The following is a 16,317-nucleotide window of genomic DNA, read 5'->3' as shown; positions in this document are numbered from 1 at the left end:
GACAGTCCCCGGGCGTTCTGCAAGTGCATTTTCACAGACGCCTGCCAAGATTGACTTCGAATCAAGGAATACGCCAATGTCTGAACAAAAATACCGCCTGGTCACCCGCAGCGATTTTGATGGTCTGGTCTGCGCCGTGCTGCTCAAGGAAATGGATCTGATTGATGACATTGTCTTTGTTCACCCCAAAGACATGCAGGATCAGAAAATCGAAATCACTTCGCGTGACATCACCACGAACCTGCCTTATGTGCCCGGCTGCTATCTGGCCTTTGACCATCACGCCAGTGAAGCCCTGCGCAACGAAAAGGTCGACAACCACATCATTGATCCCGATGCGCCCTCAGCGGCCCGCGTGGTCTATGATTACTATGGTGGCAAAGAAGCGTTTCCGCGCGTTGGTGACGACATGATGACCGCGGTAGACAAAGCCGATTCGGCCCAGTTCGACCGTGAGGAAATCCTGCACCCCTCTGGCTGGGCCCTGCTGAACTATCTGATGGATGCCCGCACCGGACTGGGGCGTTTCCGGGAATTTCGCATTTCCAACTACAACCTGATGATGGAACTGATTGACTATTGTCGGGACCACACCATTGAGGAAATTCTGGAACTGCCCGACGTCAAAGAACGGGTGGAACTCTACTTCGAACACGAACCGGCGGCGATTGAACAGATCAAGCGTTGTGCCACCGTGTACCACAATCTGGTGGTATTGGATTTCCGTGATGAAGAGGTAATCCACCCGACCAACCGCTTTATGGTCTATGCGCTTTACCCCGACTGCAATATTTCGATTCATGTCATGTGGGGCTTCAAAAAACAGAATACCGTGTTTGCGCTGGGCAAATCCATTCTCAACCGCACTTCCAAAACCAACGTCGGGCATCTGTGCCTGTCATACGGCGGTGGCGGCCACGAAGCGGCCGGAACCTGTCAGATTGATCACGATCAGGCCAAAGACGTTCTGCAGGAATTGATCGAAAAAATCAATTACGACGGTTAGCCACCGGCTAGGCGTAAATTTCAAGGGGGGGCTCTTCCCCCAGCCGTCTGACAATGTCCGAAAGGGTGACAATCCCCGTCAGCCTTTCCTGATCGTCCATGATCGGCAGACAACCGATGTCATACAGGCTCATGGCTTGAGCTGCCCGTCTTAAATCCGTCTCGGCCCGTGTGGTCAGAACCGCGGTTTCCATGACGTTTTCCACCGTGGAGACCGATTCCTCCAGCAACAACTGATTGTCGGCATCGACAATGGCATGCATCAGTATCAAATGCGTCGAGACCAGCCCCACCAATCCCTGAGTGACCTCGTTCACCACAGGCAAATGATGAATCTTGCTGTCCTGCAGTCGTTTCCAGGCCTCGACCAAAGGCATGTCCGGCGTGGCCGTCACAACCGGCGAAGACATAATCTCTCCGATTTTGACCACCACTTTGCGGGCATGATCTTCCTGCACGGAAGCATAATGCGCCGCTGCCTGGGCCCCTTCCGTGGGGCGAGCGTGCGGAAGCCGTTCCATCGGAAATTCCGGCGATTCCTCAACGGCATCAGACGCCTTGGTGCGATCCACCCGCAAGGGTTGTCTGGCCGGATCCGGCTGGCCGATACGATTGCGCCCTTCCGGCGAGTAGACAATAAACATCGGTGCCTCCCATTTACCCCTTCCTGCTCTTTAACAAGACTTGACAGGATTTTTGCTTGCAATGCCCTTGCAATCTTTTTAAACACTATACTATAGTAATCGGCCAGCCAACACGATTTTCAAGGGAAGCCATATCATGTCCGTTCTCGTCACCCAGCCCGCCCCCGATTTTCAGGCCGCCGCCGTTCTGGCCGATGGCAGCATCGTCGACAATTTCTGTCTGTCCAAGCACATTCAGAACCGCTATGCCGTGGTGTTTTTCTACCCGCTGGACTTCACCTTTGTCTGCCCCTCAGAAATCATTGCTTTTCATCACCGCATTGGCGCATTCAAGGAGCGAGACACCGAGGTGATCGGCATTTCCATTGATTCTCAGTTCACCCACAATGCCTGGCGCAACACCCCGGTGGAAGAAGGGGGTCTGGGGCCAGTCAACTTCCCTTTGATTGCCGATCTCGGCGGCAAGATCATGCGCGATTACGGCATTGAGCATCCCGACAAAGTGGCCTTGCGCGCTTCGTTCCTGATTGACAAGCAGGGCATTGTGCGCCACCAGGTGGTCAATGACCTGCCGCTCGGACGCAATGTGGATGAGATGCTGCGCACTCTGGACGCCCTGCAATTTCACGAAGCGCACGGCGAAGTCTGCCCGGCTGGCTGGCAATCCGGTGACGACGGAATGGAAGACTCGCCCGAAGGGGTTGCGGACTATCTGCGCAAGCACGCCGACGAACTCTGAGCGGCCCCGGCTTTGTCTGACTTTCTGACAACCTGCCAGCAGCGGGTCAACCGTTCACTGGAACAAACGCTTGAATCGGCGTTCCACTCTCCAGAACACTCGGTAAATGGGCCACAAAGTTGCCCGGAGCATTTGCGCTCGGCGCTTGCTTATGCACTGAATGCGCCAGGAAAACGCCTGAGGGCGGCACTGATTTTTGCCATTGGGGAGGCGCTTGATCAACCCGCTCAGGACCTGGACAAACTGGCCGTCGCGATTGAAATGATTCACGCCTATTCTCTGGTGCACGATGATTTGCCAGCAATGGACGATGACAACTATCGACGCGGACAATTGACCGTACACAAGCAGTTTGATGACGCCACCGCGATTCTGGTCGGGGATGCGCTGCAAACGCTGGCCTTTGAAACCCTGACCCACCTTGACCACGGCTCTGCAGAAACGACCCGAAAGCGGATCCGACTTTTTGCTCAAAGCAGCGGCCTCAATGGCATGGTTGGCGGCCAGGCGCGGGATTTGACCGCCGAAGGCCAAACATTAACGCTGCAGCAACTGACACAACTGCATCAAATGAAGACCGGGGCTCTGTTTGTGACCGCCTGCCTGGCTGGTGCCATCGGGCACACAGACCATGAACGCCTGTCACCGATTTTGCGACGCTACGGCGAAGCACTGGGCCTGGCCTTTCAGGTGCAGGACGACATTCTGGACATCGAAGGCGACAGCGCTACTCTGGGCAAGCCGCAAGGCAGTGATTGTCGCAGCGACAAGGCCACTTTCGTCAAATTAATGGGCCTTGACGGAGCAAAACGTTACCGGGACCAGTTCATTCAGCAGGCGCAGGCGGCTTTGAGCGAACTGCCCTTTCAGAGCCCGTTTTTGACAGACTTGACCGATTTTGTGCGCCGCCGCACATCTTGAAACAACGGGCACAGCTAACCCGAATGTTTCATGAATTTGCACCGACCTCGCTTGCCCCTTGATTCCACAAGGCATATTTTCTCAGTCGTCCGTAATCGCCAATACGGCGCTTCTTCGAAAATTACCCTGTGAAAACAAGTTCCTGCGCGATTTCAGCACAAATTCATGAAACATTCGGGCTAACGAGAATTTTTTATGACAGGCGCGGACTGCCACTGCAACCGTGAGAAGGGATTGCTATAATAACGCTTTAATCGAATCAACGGTGACATCGGCTATGGCCCAAACCTATTTTCTCAACACCCTGCTGGAGTTTGCATCGGCCCACCGCTTGCATGGTTATCCGGGTGACTGCGCCAACCTGCATGGCCACAACTGGAAAGTGGAAGTCACCGTCAAAGGGCAACAGCTCAATGACATTGGCATGGTCATGGATTTCAAAGCGATCAAGCGCGAAGCCAAAGCCATTATTGACGAGCTGGACCACACTTACCTGAACGACCACCCGGCGTTCAAGACGGCCAATCCAACGGCTGAAAACATTGCCCGGTTTCTTTACCAGTCACTGGTCGAGCGGATCGAATCGGACCAGGTGCGCATGCACCGCATTACCCTGTGGGAAAACGACCGCAACAGCGTTATTTATCAGGAAACCGATGACTGACCGTTTTTTGGCTCAATCAGTTTTTCCCGGTCATCAGGATTTGATCTACGGGCACAATGGCGTACAATAATCCAAAACAAAAAGGACAAGCCCCAATGATTACCCATGAAGTCAAAGACAACACCCTGTATATCTACGTCAAAGAAAAATTCAGCATTGACTCATTTTCCGATTTTCAAAATGCCTACATGAGCAATGAATACGATCATGTGGTCATTGACTTCAGCCAGACCCAGCACATTGACAGTGGCGGACTGGGCATGCTGCTGCAACTGCGCACCCATTTGGGCGAAGACAGCTCCAAAATCACCTTGGTCGGACTGTCTGACCACATCCTCAAAGTCTTTGAAGTGGTGAACTTTGAACAACTGTTCAACATGGCCTGAATGACGGATTTGATGCGTTTTCCGGCACTTCCGGCTTCGGTCTTTCCGGTTTCCCCATGACCCAGCTGCTTGCATCGCCCGGTCTTTACCTGCCTCTGGCCGCACTGCTGGGGCTGGTGATCGGCAGTTTTCTTTCCATGCTGACCTGGCGAATGGGGCAGGCAGCGGAAGATCAGGCCGATGTGCATTTTCTGTCACTGATCAATGGACGTTCGGCCTGCCCCAAATGCCAGACATCCCTCCCCTGGTACCGACTGATTCCCGTGCTCAGTTGGGTGCAACAAAAAGGCCGCTGCCATCATTGCCGTGCGACGATCTCACCGCGTTACCCCCTGATTGAACTGACCACAGCCGCGCTCACCGTTGCCATGGCCTGGCAGTTCGGTGCCAGCCTGGCCACACTGTATTTCACTTTGTTTGCCTGGTTTCTGATCGCAATGACCGTCATTGATCTGGAACACCAGCTATTGCTGGATCAACTGACCTTGCCCCTGTTGTGGCTGGGCTTACTGATCAACACGCAAAACGGGATTGTGCCGCTTGAATCGGCGGTCTGGGGTGCCGCCATTGGCTATCTGCTGCTATGGAGCCTGTATCAACTGTTTTTGATTTTTACCGGCAAGGAAGGCATGGGCTATGGCGATTTCAAGCTGTTGGCGGCACTGGGCGCCTGGTTCGGCTGGAGCGCCTTACCGCAGATCATTCTGGTCGCTTCACTCGCCAGCCTGGTGATCACGCTGGGGCTTTGGGCGCTGAAACGCCTGTCTTTACGCTCACCCACACCGTTTGGCCCCTATCTGGCTATGGGCGGCCTGTCCGTGGTGTTCTGGCCCGTTTAAGGTCCATCGCACAACACATTTTTTACCAGGCCTGGTAAAAAACGATTTTTTCACCGCTTTATTCCCAGTTCAGCGGATCAAACCCTTCCGGTTCTGTCGCACCCGATTTTTCTTTCCCGGACGTCTGTTTCTTGATCAGCTCAACCCCCATCTTGCCGTCACTGACCGCAATTTTATCCAGAGACCCCGTGATCTTGTATTGATAGGTCACCAGATCCTGATTTAATCCGGGCAGCAATTTGCTGATCGCGTAAGCCGCCACCCCAACCACCGGTGTCACCAGACCACTGAGCGCTGCGATGGTGGGGAGAGACCCTCCAATGGCCGGTGTCACACGGGCGTCAAGATTCAGGGTTTCTTTCACCAGATCAATGTCTCCCGACACCTCGGCTTTTGCCGAAGGCGCGCTCATGCGCAATTGCGACAGACGATAATGCCCCTTGTCAAACCGCCCTTCCCCTTCGATGACGCTGTAAAGCAGACCGGCGTCGGTGACATCGCGAATGTCCAACCGCAGACGACGCATCAGTGAGTCCACGCTCAACAAGCCCAACACCCTTGCCAGCCCCGGTTCTGCGTCCTTGATGACCCCGTCATCAAAGCGAAAGTCGGCGGACCCGGCCAGTCTTTCAAGCGTGACACAGGTCAGATCGCCCGGCCAGGTCAAGTCCATGTCCACCTGCCCTTTTTCGCCTTCAAACCCTTTTTTGATGCCCAGCCAGGTGGTCATATCAGCGACGTCCCTGGCTCGCAAGGTGCCTTTCAGCTGGCTTCGGTTCGCCGTTTTGTCGTAAGCAAACGCACCCTGAAACCGTCCCTGCACCTCATCGATCCGAATTTTCAGGTCTTCAAAACGACTGGATTGGGGCGTTTCCAGCCAGCGGAAGGCCACACTGGAAACCGCTCGGTCATTGATGCGGATATTGCGCCCGGAAAAGGCAATGTCTTTGGTCAAATCTTCCAGCATATCCGGCGGTTGGCAGTCGGTTTTCGCGGCCAGATTTTTTTCCGCAAAATCGTCAGACAACGTCACATCCAACCGTGCCAAATCCACCTTGAAACGGTCCTGCTGGGTTTGCAACGCCTGAAAGGCCCATTCGTCGGCCATGGCGGCATATACCACTCTGGGCGAATCCGCTTCGCCCGCTTTGGCGGGCAACCCAAGCCAGGTCAGTTTCACCTGATGAAACGGTGTCTGAGCGTAACCCAATCGGTCGATGGTCACATGCGAGGGCAGCCACTTTCTCTGACGCATCCACGCCACACCTGACGCGTCTTCGTCCTTGTCCACCTCTTTACTGGGCGACAAGGCCGCCAAACCCTGAGACCAGTCTTCAAACCGGGGCCAGTAATCCAGCCACGCCTCCAGCGCCAGCTCGTCCAGATGACCGCCGACTTCCACGCCAGCCTGACTGACATCGCCTGAAAGCGGTTGACTGCTGCCCAGATTCACCCCCAGACGGTGCAAAGCCAGGGACTGATCCGAATCCGGTCGCCACTGACCCTGCGCATGAATCAGATCGGGCAGCCAGGCCGACAAATCCACCTGATCCGAACGAATCGTCGCCTGCCAGAGGGCTTTGTCTGGACGTGACTGCCCGGCAGCCAAGACTTTCTCATTCAAAGGCGCAGGCATCGCCAGAGTCAAACCGGTGAGATCGGCTTCACCGGACAGGCGAATCGGGCGCTGGGTTTCGGTCATGGATCCGGTCTCCGCCTCCGGATCAAATGGAATCGTCAGTTCGGTTCGCCAGGGAAGTTCACCACTCGCATCCGGCAGGGTCACAGAATGGGTGCCTTGAATGGTCATTGCCACATTTGATTCATCCGTGCGCGCCTGAATGGTCAGGGGCGTCTGTCCCCACAAGGCTTTGACCTCATCGGCCTGAATGCCTTTTTCGGTAAAGTCGATGGCACCCCGCGCATCCTGCCACGCCAGCTGATCAAACAACCGCAACCTCACGCCCTGAAGACGCACCCGACCACGGACGGTTTCCGACAGACCTTTGTGACCATCCACCGGCACCCAGATTTCGGACAAATCCACACGCACCGGCCCACTCAGTGACACCTGTTCGGCCAGAAACGTTTCCATTCCAATATTGCGGGCAAGGGGCGAGGCCAGCAAATAGCGCTTGGCATCGGCGGCATCGGCCTCCACCTCGCCCGATATTTCCACTGCGATGTCCTTTTGATCCAGCCCGGCAATACGGACCGCAATGTTCTTTCCGCTGGCCCCCAATGTTCTGGCACTGGGCGTTTCAATCGTCAGGTTGTGCGGCACATAACGAAGCCGGGCTTCAAAGTCCGTGAGCATCGGCCAGTCCGGGTCAAACTTCAACTGTGCCTGATCCACGCTGGCAAGCACCTCAAACTTTCCCCGTTGTTCCAGAAACGGAAAATCCTGCCAATGCCCGGAAAGATGGGCTGAAGCCCGAACGTTTTCCCCTTTCACCAGCGCGGTTTTCAGCCAGGTTTCCAGCTCCTCATCCATCACGGCATAAGGCAGATAACGCTTCAACGTCGCCAACGCTTTGATTTCGGTGTCTGCGTCCAACGCCACCTGCCCATCGCTCTGACCCGAAGCCGACAGACGCAGCTCAAACCGGTCGTCCACCGACAAGGCAAAAGGCAGAATCTGCCAGGCCTGGTGGTCGGCCTGCCAGCGCAGCGGCTGCGCCATTGACAAGGCCACCGGCCCTGTTTCAAGCGACGACGTCTGAACGGTCAGCGGCGACTTCGCCTCCAGGCGTCCTTGCCCCTCTTCATAATTCAACGCCCAGTCTTTGACCTGCAAGCCCGGCCACCCCGATTTTTCAACCAGATGAAGCTGCGCAATGTTTGCCCGCAAGGACAACAGGCGCAGTTGTGACAAATCAAACAGCCCGGACACGCTTTTGACCGACAGGGCTTTGACCCGGTCAATGGCATTACTCTCTTCCACCTGGGCCAACGCATAATGATAAAACGGCTTGAGCGATTCCAATCCCAATTGAGCCACGGAAAAACGCAACTGATCGCGCTGGGTCAACGCCACCCGAATCGGAGAAATGCTTGAAAGGTAAGTGTGGTCCAGAGCCAGCCGATCCACCATCAACACCCAGTTGTCCAGTGCGCCAGCCTGTCCCTGAGTCAGCCAGTGGGCCTCAAAGCCGATGGTTTTCGGCAAGTCTTTCGATTCGGTGTTTTGCCAGTCCAGTTCCGAGGCCTGCCCTTGCAGACGGATGTCCCGCAACTGTCGCTGCTGCCACTGCATATGGATTCTGGCTTGCAGTTGTCCTTGGGGCAATGCCTGCCAGGCATCCACCTGCCCCGGCATCAGCGCATAAACGTGCTTCAGAGACAAAGGCTGCGACAGCCGGACAGAGGCATCCCCATCGCTCAACCAGCCAGCCGGGTTCAGGTCAAAGGTCCCTTCCAGAGTCAGTCCGACGTCGGTATCGCCACGCTGCCAGGTCATCTGCCCCTGAAGCGTCTGACGCGCCCCCTGAAAGGTCTGCACCGAATGCAAGACCAGCCGATCGGTCTGCCCATCCTGTCGACCCTGTTGCAGTACCACTGACTTCAACGACACCCGTTTCCAATGCAGAAATTGCGGCAACCGGGTCAATGGCTGAAGCGAAACCGTGCGCTCTTTTTGGGTATCGGTGCCCGACACCGCCACCCGTCCATCCCGGACCGTTAACCGCTCACCCCAGTGATGCCAGCCCAGAAGCGGCGCAAACACATTGACATCCAGAGACAGCTCGGCCACCTGACCCCGAACACGGGGCTCAACACCGGAGGTTTCTTTGCCCTCACCGGATGCAAAGGCCAGTTCTCTAAAAGTAAACGCGGCGCCCAACCAGGTCTGGTCAACTTTTAACTCGGCGACCTGGACGCTCAATCCCAGACCGGACTCGGTCCAACCCAGAAAACGCTCCGGCTGCATCTGGATCAAGGTAATGGCACCCCGAACCAGCAGCCAGTAGAGCAGTAACAGCCCAAAAAACAGATAAATGAAACGACGCAGAAGACGACGCACGTCAGGAAATCACCACATCAAATTGCTCAACAAAATAACCACTTTCGGCCTGAAAACTCATGCTTTTGCCCAGAAAGGTTTCCAATTCTGCCACACTGCCCGAGGCTTCATCCAGTATGTAAGACACCACCGACTCCGACGCAATCACCCGGTAAAAACGGGCATCAAACGATTTGTCCATCCGCGTGATTTCACGAAACACCTCAAAGGCGACGGTTTCAGCGGTTTTGACGGTGCCGCGCCCCTGACACATCAGACAGGGTTCGCACAACACCCGCTCCAGACTTTCACGGGTGCGTTTGCGCGTCATCTCAACCAGTCCCAGCCGTGAAATTTCGGTAATCACCGTCTTGATCCGATCTTTTTCCAGCGCTTTCTGCAAGGCCGCATACACGGCGTCACGGTGCGAAGCATCGTCCATGTCGATCAGATCCAGAATGATAATGCCGCCCAGGTTACGCAGGCGCAATTGGCGGGCAATGGCCTGAGTGGCTTCCAGGTTGGTCCGGTAAATGGTTTCTTCCAGATTTTTGTGCCCGACAAAACCGCCGGTATTGACATCGATCGTGGTCATGGCTTCGGTCTGGTCGATCACCAGATAACCGCCGGACTTGAGGGTGACCCGTTTTTCCAGCGCCTTCTGAATTTCGTCTTCCACATTGTAAAGATCAAAAATCGGGCGTTCACCCGTGTATAGACTCAATTTGTCCGACAGATCCATCACATAGTTGGCGGCAAAGTCGAGCATTTTCTTGTAGGTCTCGGTGGAATCGACCCGAATGGTTTCAATGCGTTCGATCGGGATGTCACGCAACACATGCAGATAGAGAGGCAGGTCTTCGTAAATCAGACTGGCTTTGCGGGCCGCCTTGGCCTTTTGCTGAATGTCCTGCCAGAGCCGTTGCAGATACATCAGATCGGCTCGCAGCTCATGAAAGTCGGCCCCTTCGGCCACCGTGCGCACAATCAGCCCGCCCAGCGTATGGTCCGCTTCGGGAATCGATTTGATCAATTCGCGTAAACGGTCGCGTTCCTGCTGGGTTTCAATTTTCTGTGACACGCCCAAAGTCGGCTCCTGCGGCATGAACACCAGCAGACGGGAAGGAATGGTTACCTGCATGGTCAGACGCGCGCCCTTGGAACTGATCGGATCCTTGACCACCTGCACCATCACTTTCTGACCCGGGCGCAGATAAGCGGCGATGTCATCGCTTTTGGCGTCTTCGGCCAGGTTGAGCGCCTGCGCATTGACGTCCGAAACATGCAGAAACCCGGTGCGCTCCAGACCGATGTCAACAAAGGCCGCCTGCATCCCGGGCAAGACCCGGTCCACCTTGCCGATGTAAATGTTGCCCACCAGCCCGCGGCGTTTGGCCCGTTCCACCCAAACCTCCTGCAAAACCCCGTTTTCCACCCAGGCAACACGGGTTTCAGTCGGGGTCACATTGACCAGAACTTTTTCTTCGTTAAACATGCTTACTCCAGAAACCGGACTCGTTCAAAAGCCGATCCAATTCAAACAAAGGCAACCCCATCACCGCCGAATAACTGCCGTCCAGGCGCTCAACAAATCCGGCACCACGCCCCTGAATCGCGTAGCTGCCGGCCTTACCTTGCGGCTCCCCCGTGTCCCAATAGGCCTGAGACTCCTGCTCGCTGAGCGCACGAAACCAGACACGGGTGTGGTTCAGAGCGGAAAACACCGCCCCATCGTGCACCACGGCCACCGCACTGTAGACATCGTGCGCACGCCCGGACAGCCGCCTGAGCATGGCCAGGCCTTCCTGCCTGTGACGCGGCTTGCCCAGCACCTTGCCGTCGACATGAATCAGCGTGTCCCCGCCAACGACCCACACCTGTGCGCCCGGCACTTTCTGGAAGCCGTTCAAGGCTTTTTCCACCGCCATACGCCGGACAAACGAAGGCGGCGATTCGCCGGGCAGGGCCACTTCTTCCACCGGGGCATTCACCTTGCGGTAACGCAATCCCAGCTGGTGCAGCAACTCGCCGCGTCGAGGCGATGTGGAAGCCAGATACAGATCCGTATCGGGTTCTTGCGAATTGTCGTTTATAATGGCGTTTTTATCCGTCATGGCTCCGGCATTCGTTTATGGCATTCGATCAAATCATTGGCGACCACCGCCCAGAAAACCTGACACGGCTGTTTGAGGCCGAGTGGGTGGCTGAACAACCCGATTATTCACTGCTGTTAAAGCCCACGGCCATTTTGTGGCTGGTCTGCGTTCCCAAACAGCCGCTCACGCCTGAGACCGCCGGGCCCATCTACGCTCAGTTGACTCAACTGTCGCAGTGGCTGAAAGACCAGGGGCTGGGCCAGCATGACAATCTGGCCAAAATCGGCAACCAATTGCCTTATTGTCATCTGCATCTGGTGATGCGGGAACCGGGTGACGAATGCTGGCCGCATCCCATCTGGGGTCGCTCCCTGCAGGCCGCTACGTCCCAGGAAAAGGCCCGGCGCAAAGAAACAGTCCGCCGGTTTCTGAGCACTCAGTCACAAGCGAAATCCAATCGTTCCGGGTGCGCAGACAACCACTCAAGATAACGCGCAACCCCCTCTTTCACCGAATAAAACGGACGCTCGTAACCGGCCTGGCGCAAGGCGGTGTTGTCTGCCTGGGTAAAACTCTGATAGGCCCCTTTCAGGTGGTCCGGGAAATCCATGTACTCAATCTGACCCTGGCCATGATGCGCAATCACCGCCTCGGCAATGTGTTTGAAAGGCTCGGCCTTGCCCGGTCCCAAATTGAAAATGCCCGATGCTTCAGGGTGGTCCATAAACCACAAATTGACTGCGGTCACGTCTTCCACCGACACAAAATCCCGGCTTTGCATGCCGGGTTCATAGCCATCGTAGGCACCGAACAATTTCGGATTTTCCCCAGCCAGCAATTGACGGTGCAGTTTGTAGGCCACACTGGCCATGTCGCCCTTGTGCTGCTCACGCGGACCATAGACATTAAAATAACGAAAGCCGGCGATCTGGCTGTTGGCCTGCGGCAGCACCCGCCGCACATACTGGTCAAACTGAAACTTGGAAAAGCCGTAGGCATTGAGCGGTTGTTCATAACGGCGGTCTTCCACAAACACCGGGCCATCACCATAGACGGCGGCGGAAGACGCATACAGAAACGGAATTTCGTGGTTCATGCAAAAATGCAGCAGGTCTTTGGAATACTCATAATTGTTTTCCATCAAATAGGCGGCATCCCACTCAGTGGTCGCCGAGCAGGCACCCTGATGCAACACACAATCGATTTCCGGCAGGCCTTCTTCGGCAAAAATCCGTGACTGAAAATCTTCCTTGTCCAGGTAATCGGCAAAATCGCAATCGACCAAATTGATGAATTTTTTACCCTTTTTCAGGTCATCCACCACCAGAATGTCATCACGTCCCTGCTTGTTCAGGGCTTTGACCAGATTGGACCCAATAAAACCGGCACCGCCTGTTACGACTATCATCCGCTCGCCTTTGTGTTTTAAAACCTTCAAATATGCGCTTAATTCTAGCATTTCATGCCTTCAGTGATCACAAAAAAGGTAAAATGCTTGTTTTGAAATTTGGCTTGAAACCCTCCACACATGAGCAAACTGCATTCAAAACGCGGGCGGCTGCTCGCCCATCTGGAAGCCTGGTTGATCGACCACGAGATCCTCAGGATCTGGTTTCGCAACTTTTACCGGCTCGCCCCCCGTCACAGCGACACCCTGGCATTTCGCAGCAACCACCCTTCTCCCCGGTTTTTGCGCAAACTCAAGCAGCGCTTTGGCCTCAAAACGGTTTTAAGCCTGCGTGCGGCCAACCAGACCGGCCAATATCTGCTGGAAAAAGAAGCCTGTGACCAGCTGGGCATTGAATTGATCAATGTCCCGATCTCATCGCGCAACTTTCCCAAAAAAGACAAACTGGAACAGGTGATCACTCTGCTCCAATCGCTGGACTATCCGCTGTTGATCCACTGCAAATCCGGTGCCGACCGTGCCGGTCTGGTCAGTGTGCTGTTCAAACACTTTGTACAGGGCGAGCCCATTGCCGAAGCCCGCAAGCAACTGAGCATGAAATACGGGCATTTCCGCTGGGCCGACACCGGCAAGCTCGACTACCTGTTCGATGAGTTCGAACGGTTTCAGACAGACCACCCCGAAGTCAGCTTTCATCAATGGGTTCAGCAGCATTATGACCGCGACCAACTCAACCAGACGTTTCATGCTTCTGGTTGGGCCAATATTGTGGTCAATAAAATCCTGCACCGGGAATAATCTCACCAGGCCTGGTCATTTTTGCCTCGGCCAGGCTGTTTCTGCAGTCCGTCATCTGCCAATTGGGTTCCGCCCAGCAAACGAGTATAATTTTCGCTATGTTTGATGCCAATACCCGACATCTGTATCGCCGCCTGTTGCGTTACATTGCGCCTTACAAGCTGATGATCGCCATCACCTTGCTGACTCTGGTGATCATCGCCGCGATGGAACCGGCGACGGCCGCCATCCTCAAGGATCTGGTCGATGACAGTCTGATCAAAAAAGACCCGGACAGTTTTGTGGTGCTGCCTCTGCTGCTGGCCGGGGTGTTCATCGTCAAAGGGGTGGCCGAATATTTCAGCAAAGTGGCCAGCCAATGGATTGCCCAGAAAGCAATTCTGACCATTCGTGATGAAATGTTCCGCAAACTGCAGTTTCTGCCCATGGCGACCTTTCAGCAAAGCTCCACCGGCGAATGGATGTCGAAAATCACCTACGATGTGGCCCAGACCGGTCGCGCACTGTCCGAAGCCTGGATCGTCCTGATTCGCGACACGATGATTGTGATCGCCCTGTTCGGTTACATGCTCTATATCTCCTGGGAACTGACCCTGATGATGATGCTGATCGGGCCGGTCGTGGCCTTTATCATCGACCGGGCCAGCAAACTGATGCGCCATTCCAGTACCGAAATGCAACACAATATGGGGCGCATGACCCACCAACTGGAAGAAGGCCTCGTGGGCCACCGCGACATCAAGTTGTATCACGCCGAAGCCTACGAACAATCCCGTTTTCATCAGACCGCTCAGGACCTGATGCACCACACCATGGATGTGATCAAAGTCTCGGCTCTGAATGTGCCATTGGTACAGGTTTTGGCCGCCATCGCCCTGTCGATTGTGGTTTACATCGCCATGCAGATGTCGGCCGAAGGCGCTTTTACCCCCGGTGAACTGCTTTCTTACATCACCGCCATGGCCCTGACGTTTGAACCCATCCGCCGTTTGACCAACATCAACATCACCATTCAAAAAGGGATGGCCGCGGCCCAGAGCATTTTTGAGCTGCTGGACCGGGAAGAAGAACCGGATCAAGGCCAGGCATCGCTGAATTCCGTGCAGGGCGAACTGCGCTTTGACGCAGTCGGCTTTCACTACCCGCACGCCGAAACCGCCACATTTGACGACTTCAACCTGAGCATCCCTGCCCGCAAAACCACCGCTCTGGTGGGCGAATCCGGCAGCGGCAAAAGCACACTGGTCAGCCTGATCGCCCGTTTTTACCAGCCCCAAAGCGGTCGCATTCTGCTGGACGGCACGCCCATTAACGATCTGTCTCTGCACACCCTGCGCGAGCAGCTGGCCTTTGTCAGTCAGCAGGTGGTGCTGTTCAATGACACGGTTCGGGCCAACATTGCCTATGGCCAAAACAGTGTGGACGAAGCCGCCATCATCGATGCCGCACAACAGGCCCAGGCCTGGGAATTCATTCAAAAGCTGCCTCAAGGGCTCGACACTCCCATCGGCGACAACGGGGCCCGTCTATCCGGCGGCCAGCGGCAACGTCTGGCGATTGCTCGGGCGTTTCTGAAAAATGCGCCCATCCTGATTCTGGACGAAGCCACGTCGGCTCTGGACAACCAGAGCGAACGCAGCATTCAGCAGGCCATGCAAACCCTGACCAAAGACCGCACTGTGATTGTGATTGCCCACCGTCTGAGCACGATTGAACAGGCCGACCAGATTGTGGTGCTGGATCAGGGAAACATCGTGGAACAAGGCACCCACAGCACTCTGATGCAACAAAACGGCCATTATTACCGACTTCAACAACAAGCCACAAACCATGCTTAAAGCCTGTTCCGGTTTCAAAAACCCCAAATACTGGGGCATCTGGCTGGGCGTTGGGCTGCTTCGCCTGTTGGCCTTCCTGCCCTGGTCATGGCGATTAAAAACCGGACAAGTACTGGGGCAAGGCTTGTATTGGCTGGCCCCTGCCCGGCGCAAACTGGCACTTGCCAATGCCTCTCTGGCGTTCCCCCACTGGTCTTCCCCCCAACGGCAAAAAATGATTCGGGCGCATTTTGCCTCCCTGGGCATGGGTCTGGCCGAAACCGCTACCAACCTTTGGGGCATCCACCGCTCCCATCCGCCCAGCCACCCAAAGCACGAATCGCACAGGTTTCATTATCACGGCCTGAATCACCTGAAAAATCCCACCAATCAGGGCACCCTGCTGGTCGTGCCGCACTTCACCACCATTGAAGCCACCGGGCTAATGCTGAATCAGTTGATGCCACTGCATTTCATTTACCGGCCCCATGACAATGCACTGATGGATTGCCTGATTACCGCCAGCCGCACCAGTGACGGTCCTGACCCTGTGACCCAGGCCCATGCCAGCCAACCCTTGCCCAACAGTGACACCCGGGCCATTGTCAGGGTGTTGCGACAGGGCGGAAACGTCATGATTTTGCCCGACCAGCGCTACCGCAGACGCGGCAAAATCTCAGCCCCATTTTTTGGGCACAATGCCATGAGCCATCCGGGGCTGTCAAAACTGGCCAAAATGGGACATGCCCGGGTACTGCCGGTCTTTACCCGACGTAAGGACGGCGACTATCACTGCTTCATTCGCCCGGCACTGACCGACTTTCCCGGCGAAGACCCGCAGGCCGACCTGATCCGATTGCACCGGCTCTACGAGCAAGAAATCCAACAAAACCCGGCCCAATATCTCTGGACGCACAATCGCTGGAACCTTAAACGCCCACGCGACTACTGAGGCAAAGCGGGTTTTTAACCTCTGACTCTGCTTCATGATATAATG

General features: G+C 55.5%; 15 protein-coding genes. 10 read left to right on the top strand and 5 right to left on the bottom strand.

From position 1 onward, the window contains the following. Nucleotides 1–76 precede the first annotated feature (76 nt). A complete protein-coding gene (locus A377_RS0109775; protein WP_019896169.1) occupies nucleotides 77–1,006 on the top strand; it encodes a DHH family phosphoesterase in 930 nt (309 codons plus the stop codon). A gap of 7 nt (nucleotides 1,007–1,013) precedes the next feature. On the opposite strand, the gene A377_RS0109770 is transcribed toward A377_RS0109775, so the two are convergent. After that, complete coding sequence (locus tag A377_RS0109770) at nucleotides 1,014–1,649, bottom strand: CBS domain-containing protein (protein WP_019896168.1); 636 nt, start codon at nucleotides 1,647–1,649, stop codon at nucleotides 1,014–1,016. Between the two features lie 136 nt (nucleotides 1,650–1,785). On the opposite strand from A377_RS0109770, the gene A377_RS0109765 reads away from it, so the two are divergent. From A377_RS0109765 to A377_RS0109745, 5 genes are all read left to right on the top strand, one after another. Beyond that, on the top strand, nucleotides 1,786–2,388 hold the full coding sequence (locus A377_RS0109765; protein WP_019896167.1) for a peroxiredoxin: 603 nt from the start codon (nucleotides 1,786–1,788) through the stop codon (nucleotides 2,386–2,388). A 12-nt stretch (nucleotides 2,389–2,400) separates the two neighbouring features. After that, nucleotides 2,401–3,309 (top strand): polyprenyl synthetase family protein, encoded by a 909-nt coding sequence (locus A377_RS0109760; RefSeq protein ID WP_028485453.1) that lies wholly within the window; start codon nucleotides 2,401–2,403, stop codon nucleotides 3,307–3,309. 277 nt (nucleotides 3,310–3,586) lie between these two features. After that, entirely contained in the window at nucleotides 3,587–3,973 is a 387-nt protein-coding gene (queD, locus tag A377_RS0109755; protein WP_019896165.1) for a 6-carboxytetrahydropterin synthase QueD, read from the top strand. A gap of 95 nt (nucleotides 3,974–4,068) precedes the next feature. After that, complete coding sequence (locus A377_RS0109750) at nucleotides 4,069–4,359, top strand: STAS domain-containing protein (RefSeq protein WP_019896164.1); 291 nt, start codon at nucleotides 4,069–4,071, stop codon at nucleotides 4,357–4,359. A 56-nt stretch (nucleotides 4,360–4,415) separates the two neighbouring features. After that, on the top strand, nucleotides 4,416–5,198 hold the full coding sequence (locus A377_RS0109745; RefSeq protein WP_019896162.1) for a prepilin peptidase: 783 nt from the start codon (nucleotides 4,416–4,418) through the stop codon (nucleotides 5,196–5,198). Nucleotides 5,199–5,256: 58 nt separating this feature from the next. On the opposite strand, the gene A377_RS0109740 is transcribed toward A377_RS0109745, so the two are convergent. From A377_RS0109740 to A377_RS0109730, 3 genes are read right to left on the bottom strand one after another with little or no spacing between them, the layout of a single operon-like run. Beyond that, complete coding sequence (locus A377_RS0109740) at nucleotides 5,257–9,222, bottom strand: YhdP family phospholipid transporter (protein WP_019896161.1); 3,966 nt, start codon at nucleotides 9,220–9,222, stop codon at nucleotides 5,257–5,259. 1 nt (nucleotide 9,223) lies between these two features. Next, complete coding sequence (gene rng / locus A377_RS0109735; protein WP_019896160.1) at nucleotides 9,224–10,696, bottom strand: ribonuclease G; 1,473 nt, start codon at nucleotides 10,694–10,696, stop codon at nucleotides 9,224–9,226. Further along, nucleotides 10,689–11,315, bottom strand: a complete 627-nt coding sequence (locus tag A377_RS0109730) for a Maf family protein (RefSeq protein WP_019896159.1) — start codon at nucleotides 11,313–11,315, stop codon at nucleotides 10,689–10,691. The genes rng and A377_RS0109730 overlap by 8 nt, the downstream gene beginning before the upstream one ends. A gap of 17 nt (nucleotides 11,316–11,332) precedes the next feature. Here A377_RS0109730 and A377_RS12390 point away from each other — a divergent pair, with 17 nt between their 5' ends. Beyond that, nucleotides 11,333–11,788, top strand: a complete 456-nt coding sequence (locus A377_RS12390) for a hypothetical protein (RefSeq protein WP_019896158.1) — start codon at nucleotides 11,333–11,335, stop codon at nucleotides 11,786–11,788. Here the strand turns inward: A377_RS12390 and rfaD are convergent. Then, on the bottom strand, nucleotides 11,734–12,705 hold the full coding sequence (gene rfaD, locus A377_RS0109720) for an ADP-glyceromanno-heptose 6-epimerase (protein ID WP_019896157.1): 972 nt from the start codon (nucleotides 12,703–12,705) through the stop codon (nucleotides 11,734–11,736). The two genes, A377_RS12390 and rfaD, sit on opposite strands and share 55 nt — an antisense overlap. 120 nt (nucleotides 12,706–12,825) lie before the next feature. On the opposite strand from rfaD, the gene A377_RS0109715 reads away from it, so the two are divergent. From A377_RS0109715 to A377_RS0109700, 3 genes are all read left to right on the top strand, one after another. Further along, a complete protein-coding gene (locus tag A377_RS0109715) occupies nucleotides 12,826–13,503 on the top strand; it encodes a fused DSP-PTPase phosphatase/NAD kinase-like protein (RefSeq protein ID WP_019896156.1) in 678 nt (225 codons plus the stop codon). A gap of 98 nt (nucleotides 13,504–13,601) precedes the next feature. Beyond that, a complete protein-coding gene (msbA, locus tag A377_RS0109705) occupies nucleotides 13,602–15,341 on the top strand; it encodes a lipid A export permease/ATP-binding protein MsbA (RefSeq protein ID WP_019896154.1) in 1,740 nt (579 codons plus the stop codon). Continuing rightward, the gene (locus tag A377_RS0109700; protein WP_019896153.1) at nucleotides 15,334–16,272 is read left to right on the top strand and encodes a lysophospholipid acyltransferase family protein; all 939 of its coding nucleotides are present in this window, start codon (nucleotides 15,334–15,336) and stop codon (nucleotides 16,270–16,272) included. The genes msbA and A377_RS0109700 overlap by 8 nt, the downstream gene beginning before the upstream one ends. The last annotated feature ends 45 nt before the right edge of the window (nucleotides 16,273–16,317 follow it).

This window comes from Hydrogenovibrio halophilus DSM 15072, assembly GCF_000384235.1.
GTDB lineage: Bacteria > Pseudomonadota > Gammaproteobacteria > Thiomicrospirales > Thiomicrospiraceae > Hydrogenovibrio > Hydrogenovibrio halophilus.
The sequence above is the reverse complement of the archived record's forward strand: the minus strand, read 5'-3'. Positions and strand labels throughout refer to the sequence as shown.

Excerpts from the sequence above, each read along its gene's own strand:
- A377_RS0109775 (WP_019896169.1), top strand. The coding sequence starts at position 77 with ATGTCTGAACAAAAATACCGCCTGGTCACCCGCAGCGATTTTGATGGT.
- A377_RS0109770 (WP_019896168.1), bottom strand. The coding sequence starts at position 1,649 with ATGTTTATTGTCTACTCGCCGGAAGGGCGCAATCGTATCGGCCAGCCG.
- A377_RS0109765 (WP_019896167.1), top strand. The coding sequence starts at position 1,786 with ATGTCCGTTCTCGTCACCCAGCCCGCCCCCGATTTTCAGGCCGCCGCC.
- queD (WP_019896165.1), top strand. The coding sequence starts at position 3,587 with ATGGCCCAAACCTATTTTCTCAACACCCTGCTGGAGTTTGCATCGGCC.
- A377_RS0109750 (WP_019896164.1), top strand. The coding sequence starts at position 4,069 with ATGATTACCCATGAAGTCAAAGACAACACCCTGTATATCTACGTCAAA.
- A377_RS0109745 (WP_019896162.1), top strand. The coding sequence starts at position 4,416 with ATGACCCAGCTGCTTGCATCGCCCGGTCTTTACCTGCCTCTGGCCGCA.
- rng (WP_019896160.1), bottom strand. The coding sequence starts at position 10,696 with ATGTTTAACGAAGAAAAAGTTCTGGTCAATGTGACCCCGACTGAAACC.
- A377_RS0109730 (WP_019896159.1), bottom strand. The coding sequence starts at position 11,315 with ATGACGGATAAAAACGCCATTATAAACGACAATTCGCAAGAACCCGAT.
- A377_RS12390 (WP_019896158.1), top strand. The coding sequence starts at position 11,333 with ATGGCATTCGATCAAATCATTGGCGACCACCGCCCAGAAAACCTGACA.
- rfaD (WP_019896157.1), bottom strand. The coding sequence starts at position 12,705 with ATGATAGTCGTAACAGGCGGTGCCGGTTTTATTGGGTCCAATCTGGTC.
- A377_RS0109715 (WP_019896156.1), top strand. The coding sequence starts at position 12,826 with ATGAGCAAACTGCATTCAAAACGCGGGCGGCTGCTCGCCCATCTGGAA.
- msbA (WP_019896154.1), top strand. The coding sequence starts at position 13,602 with ATGTTTGATGCCAATACCCGACATCTGTATCGCCGCCTGTTGCGTTAC.
- A377_RS0109700 (WP_019896153.1), top strand. The coding sequence starts at position 15,334 with ATGCTTAAAGCCTGTTCCGGTTTCAAAAACCCCAAATACTGGGGCATC.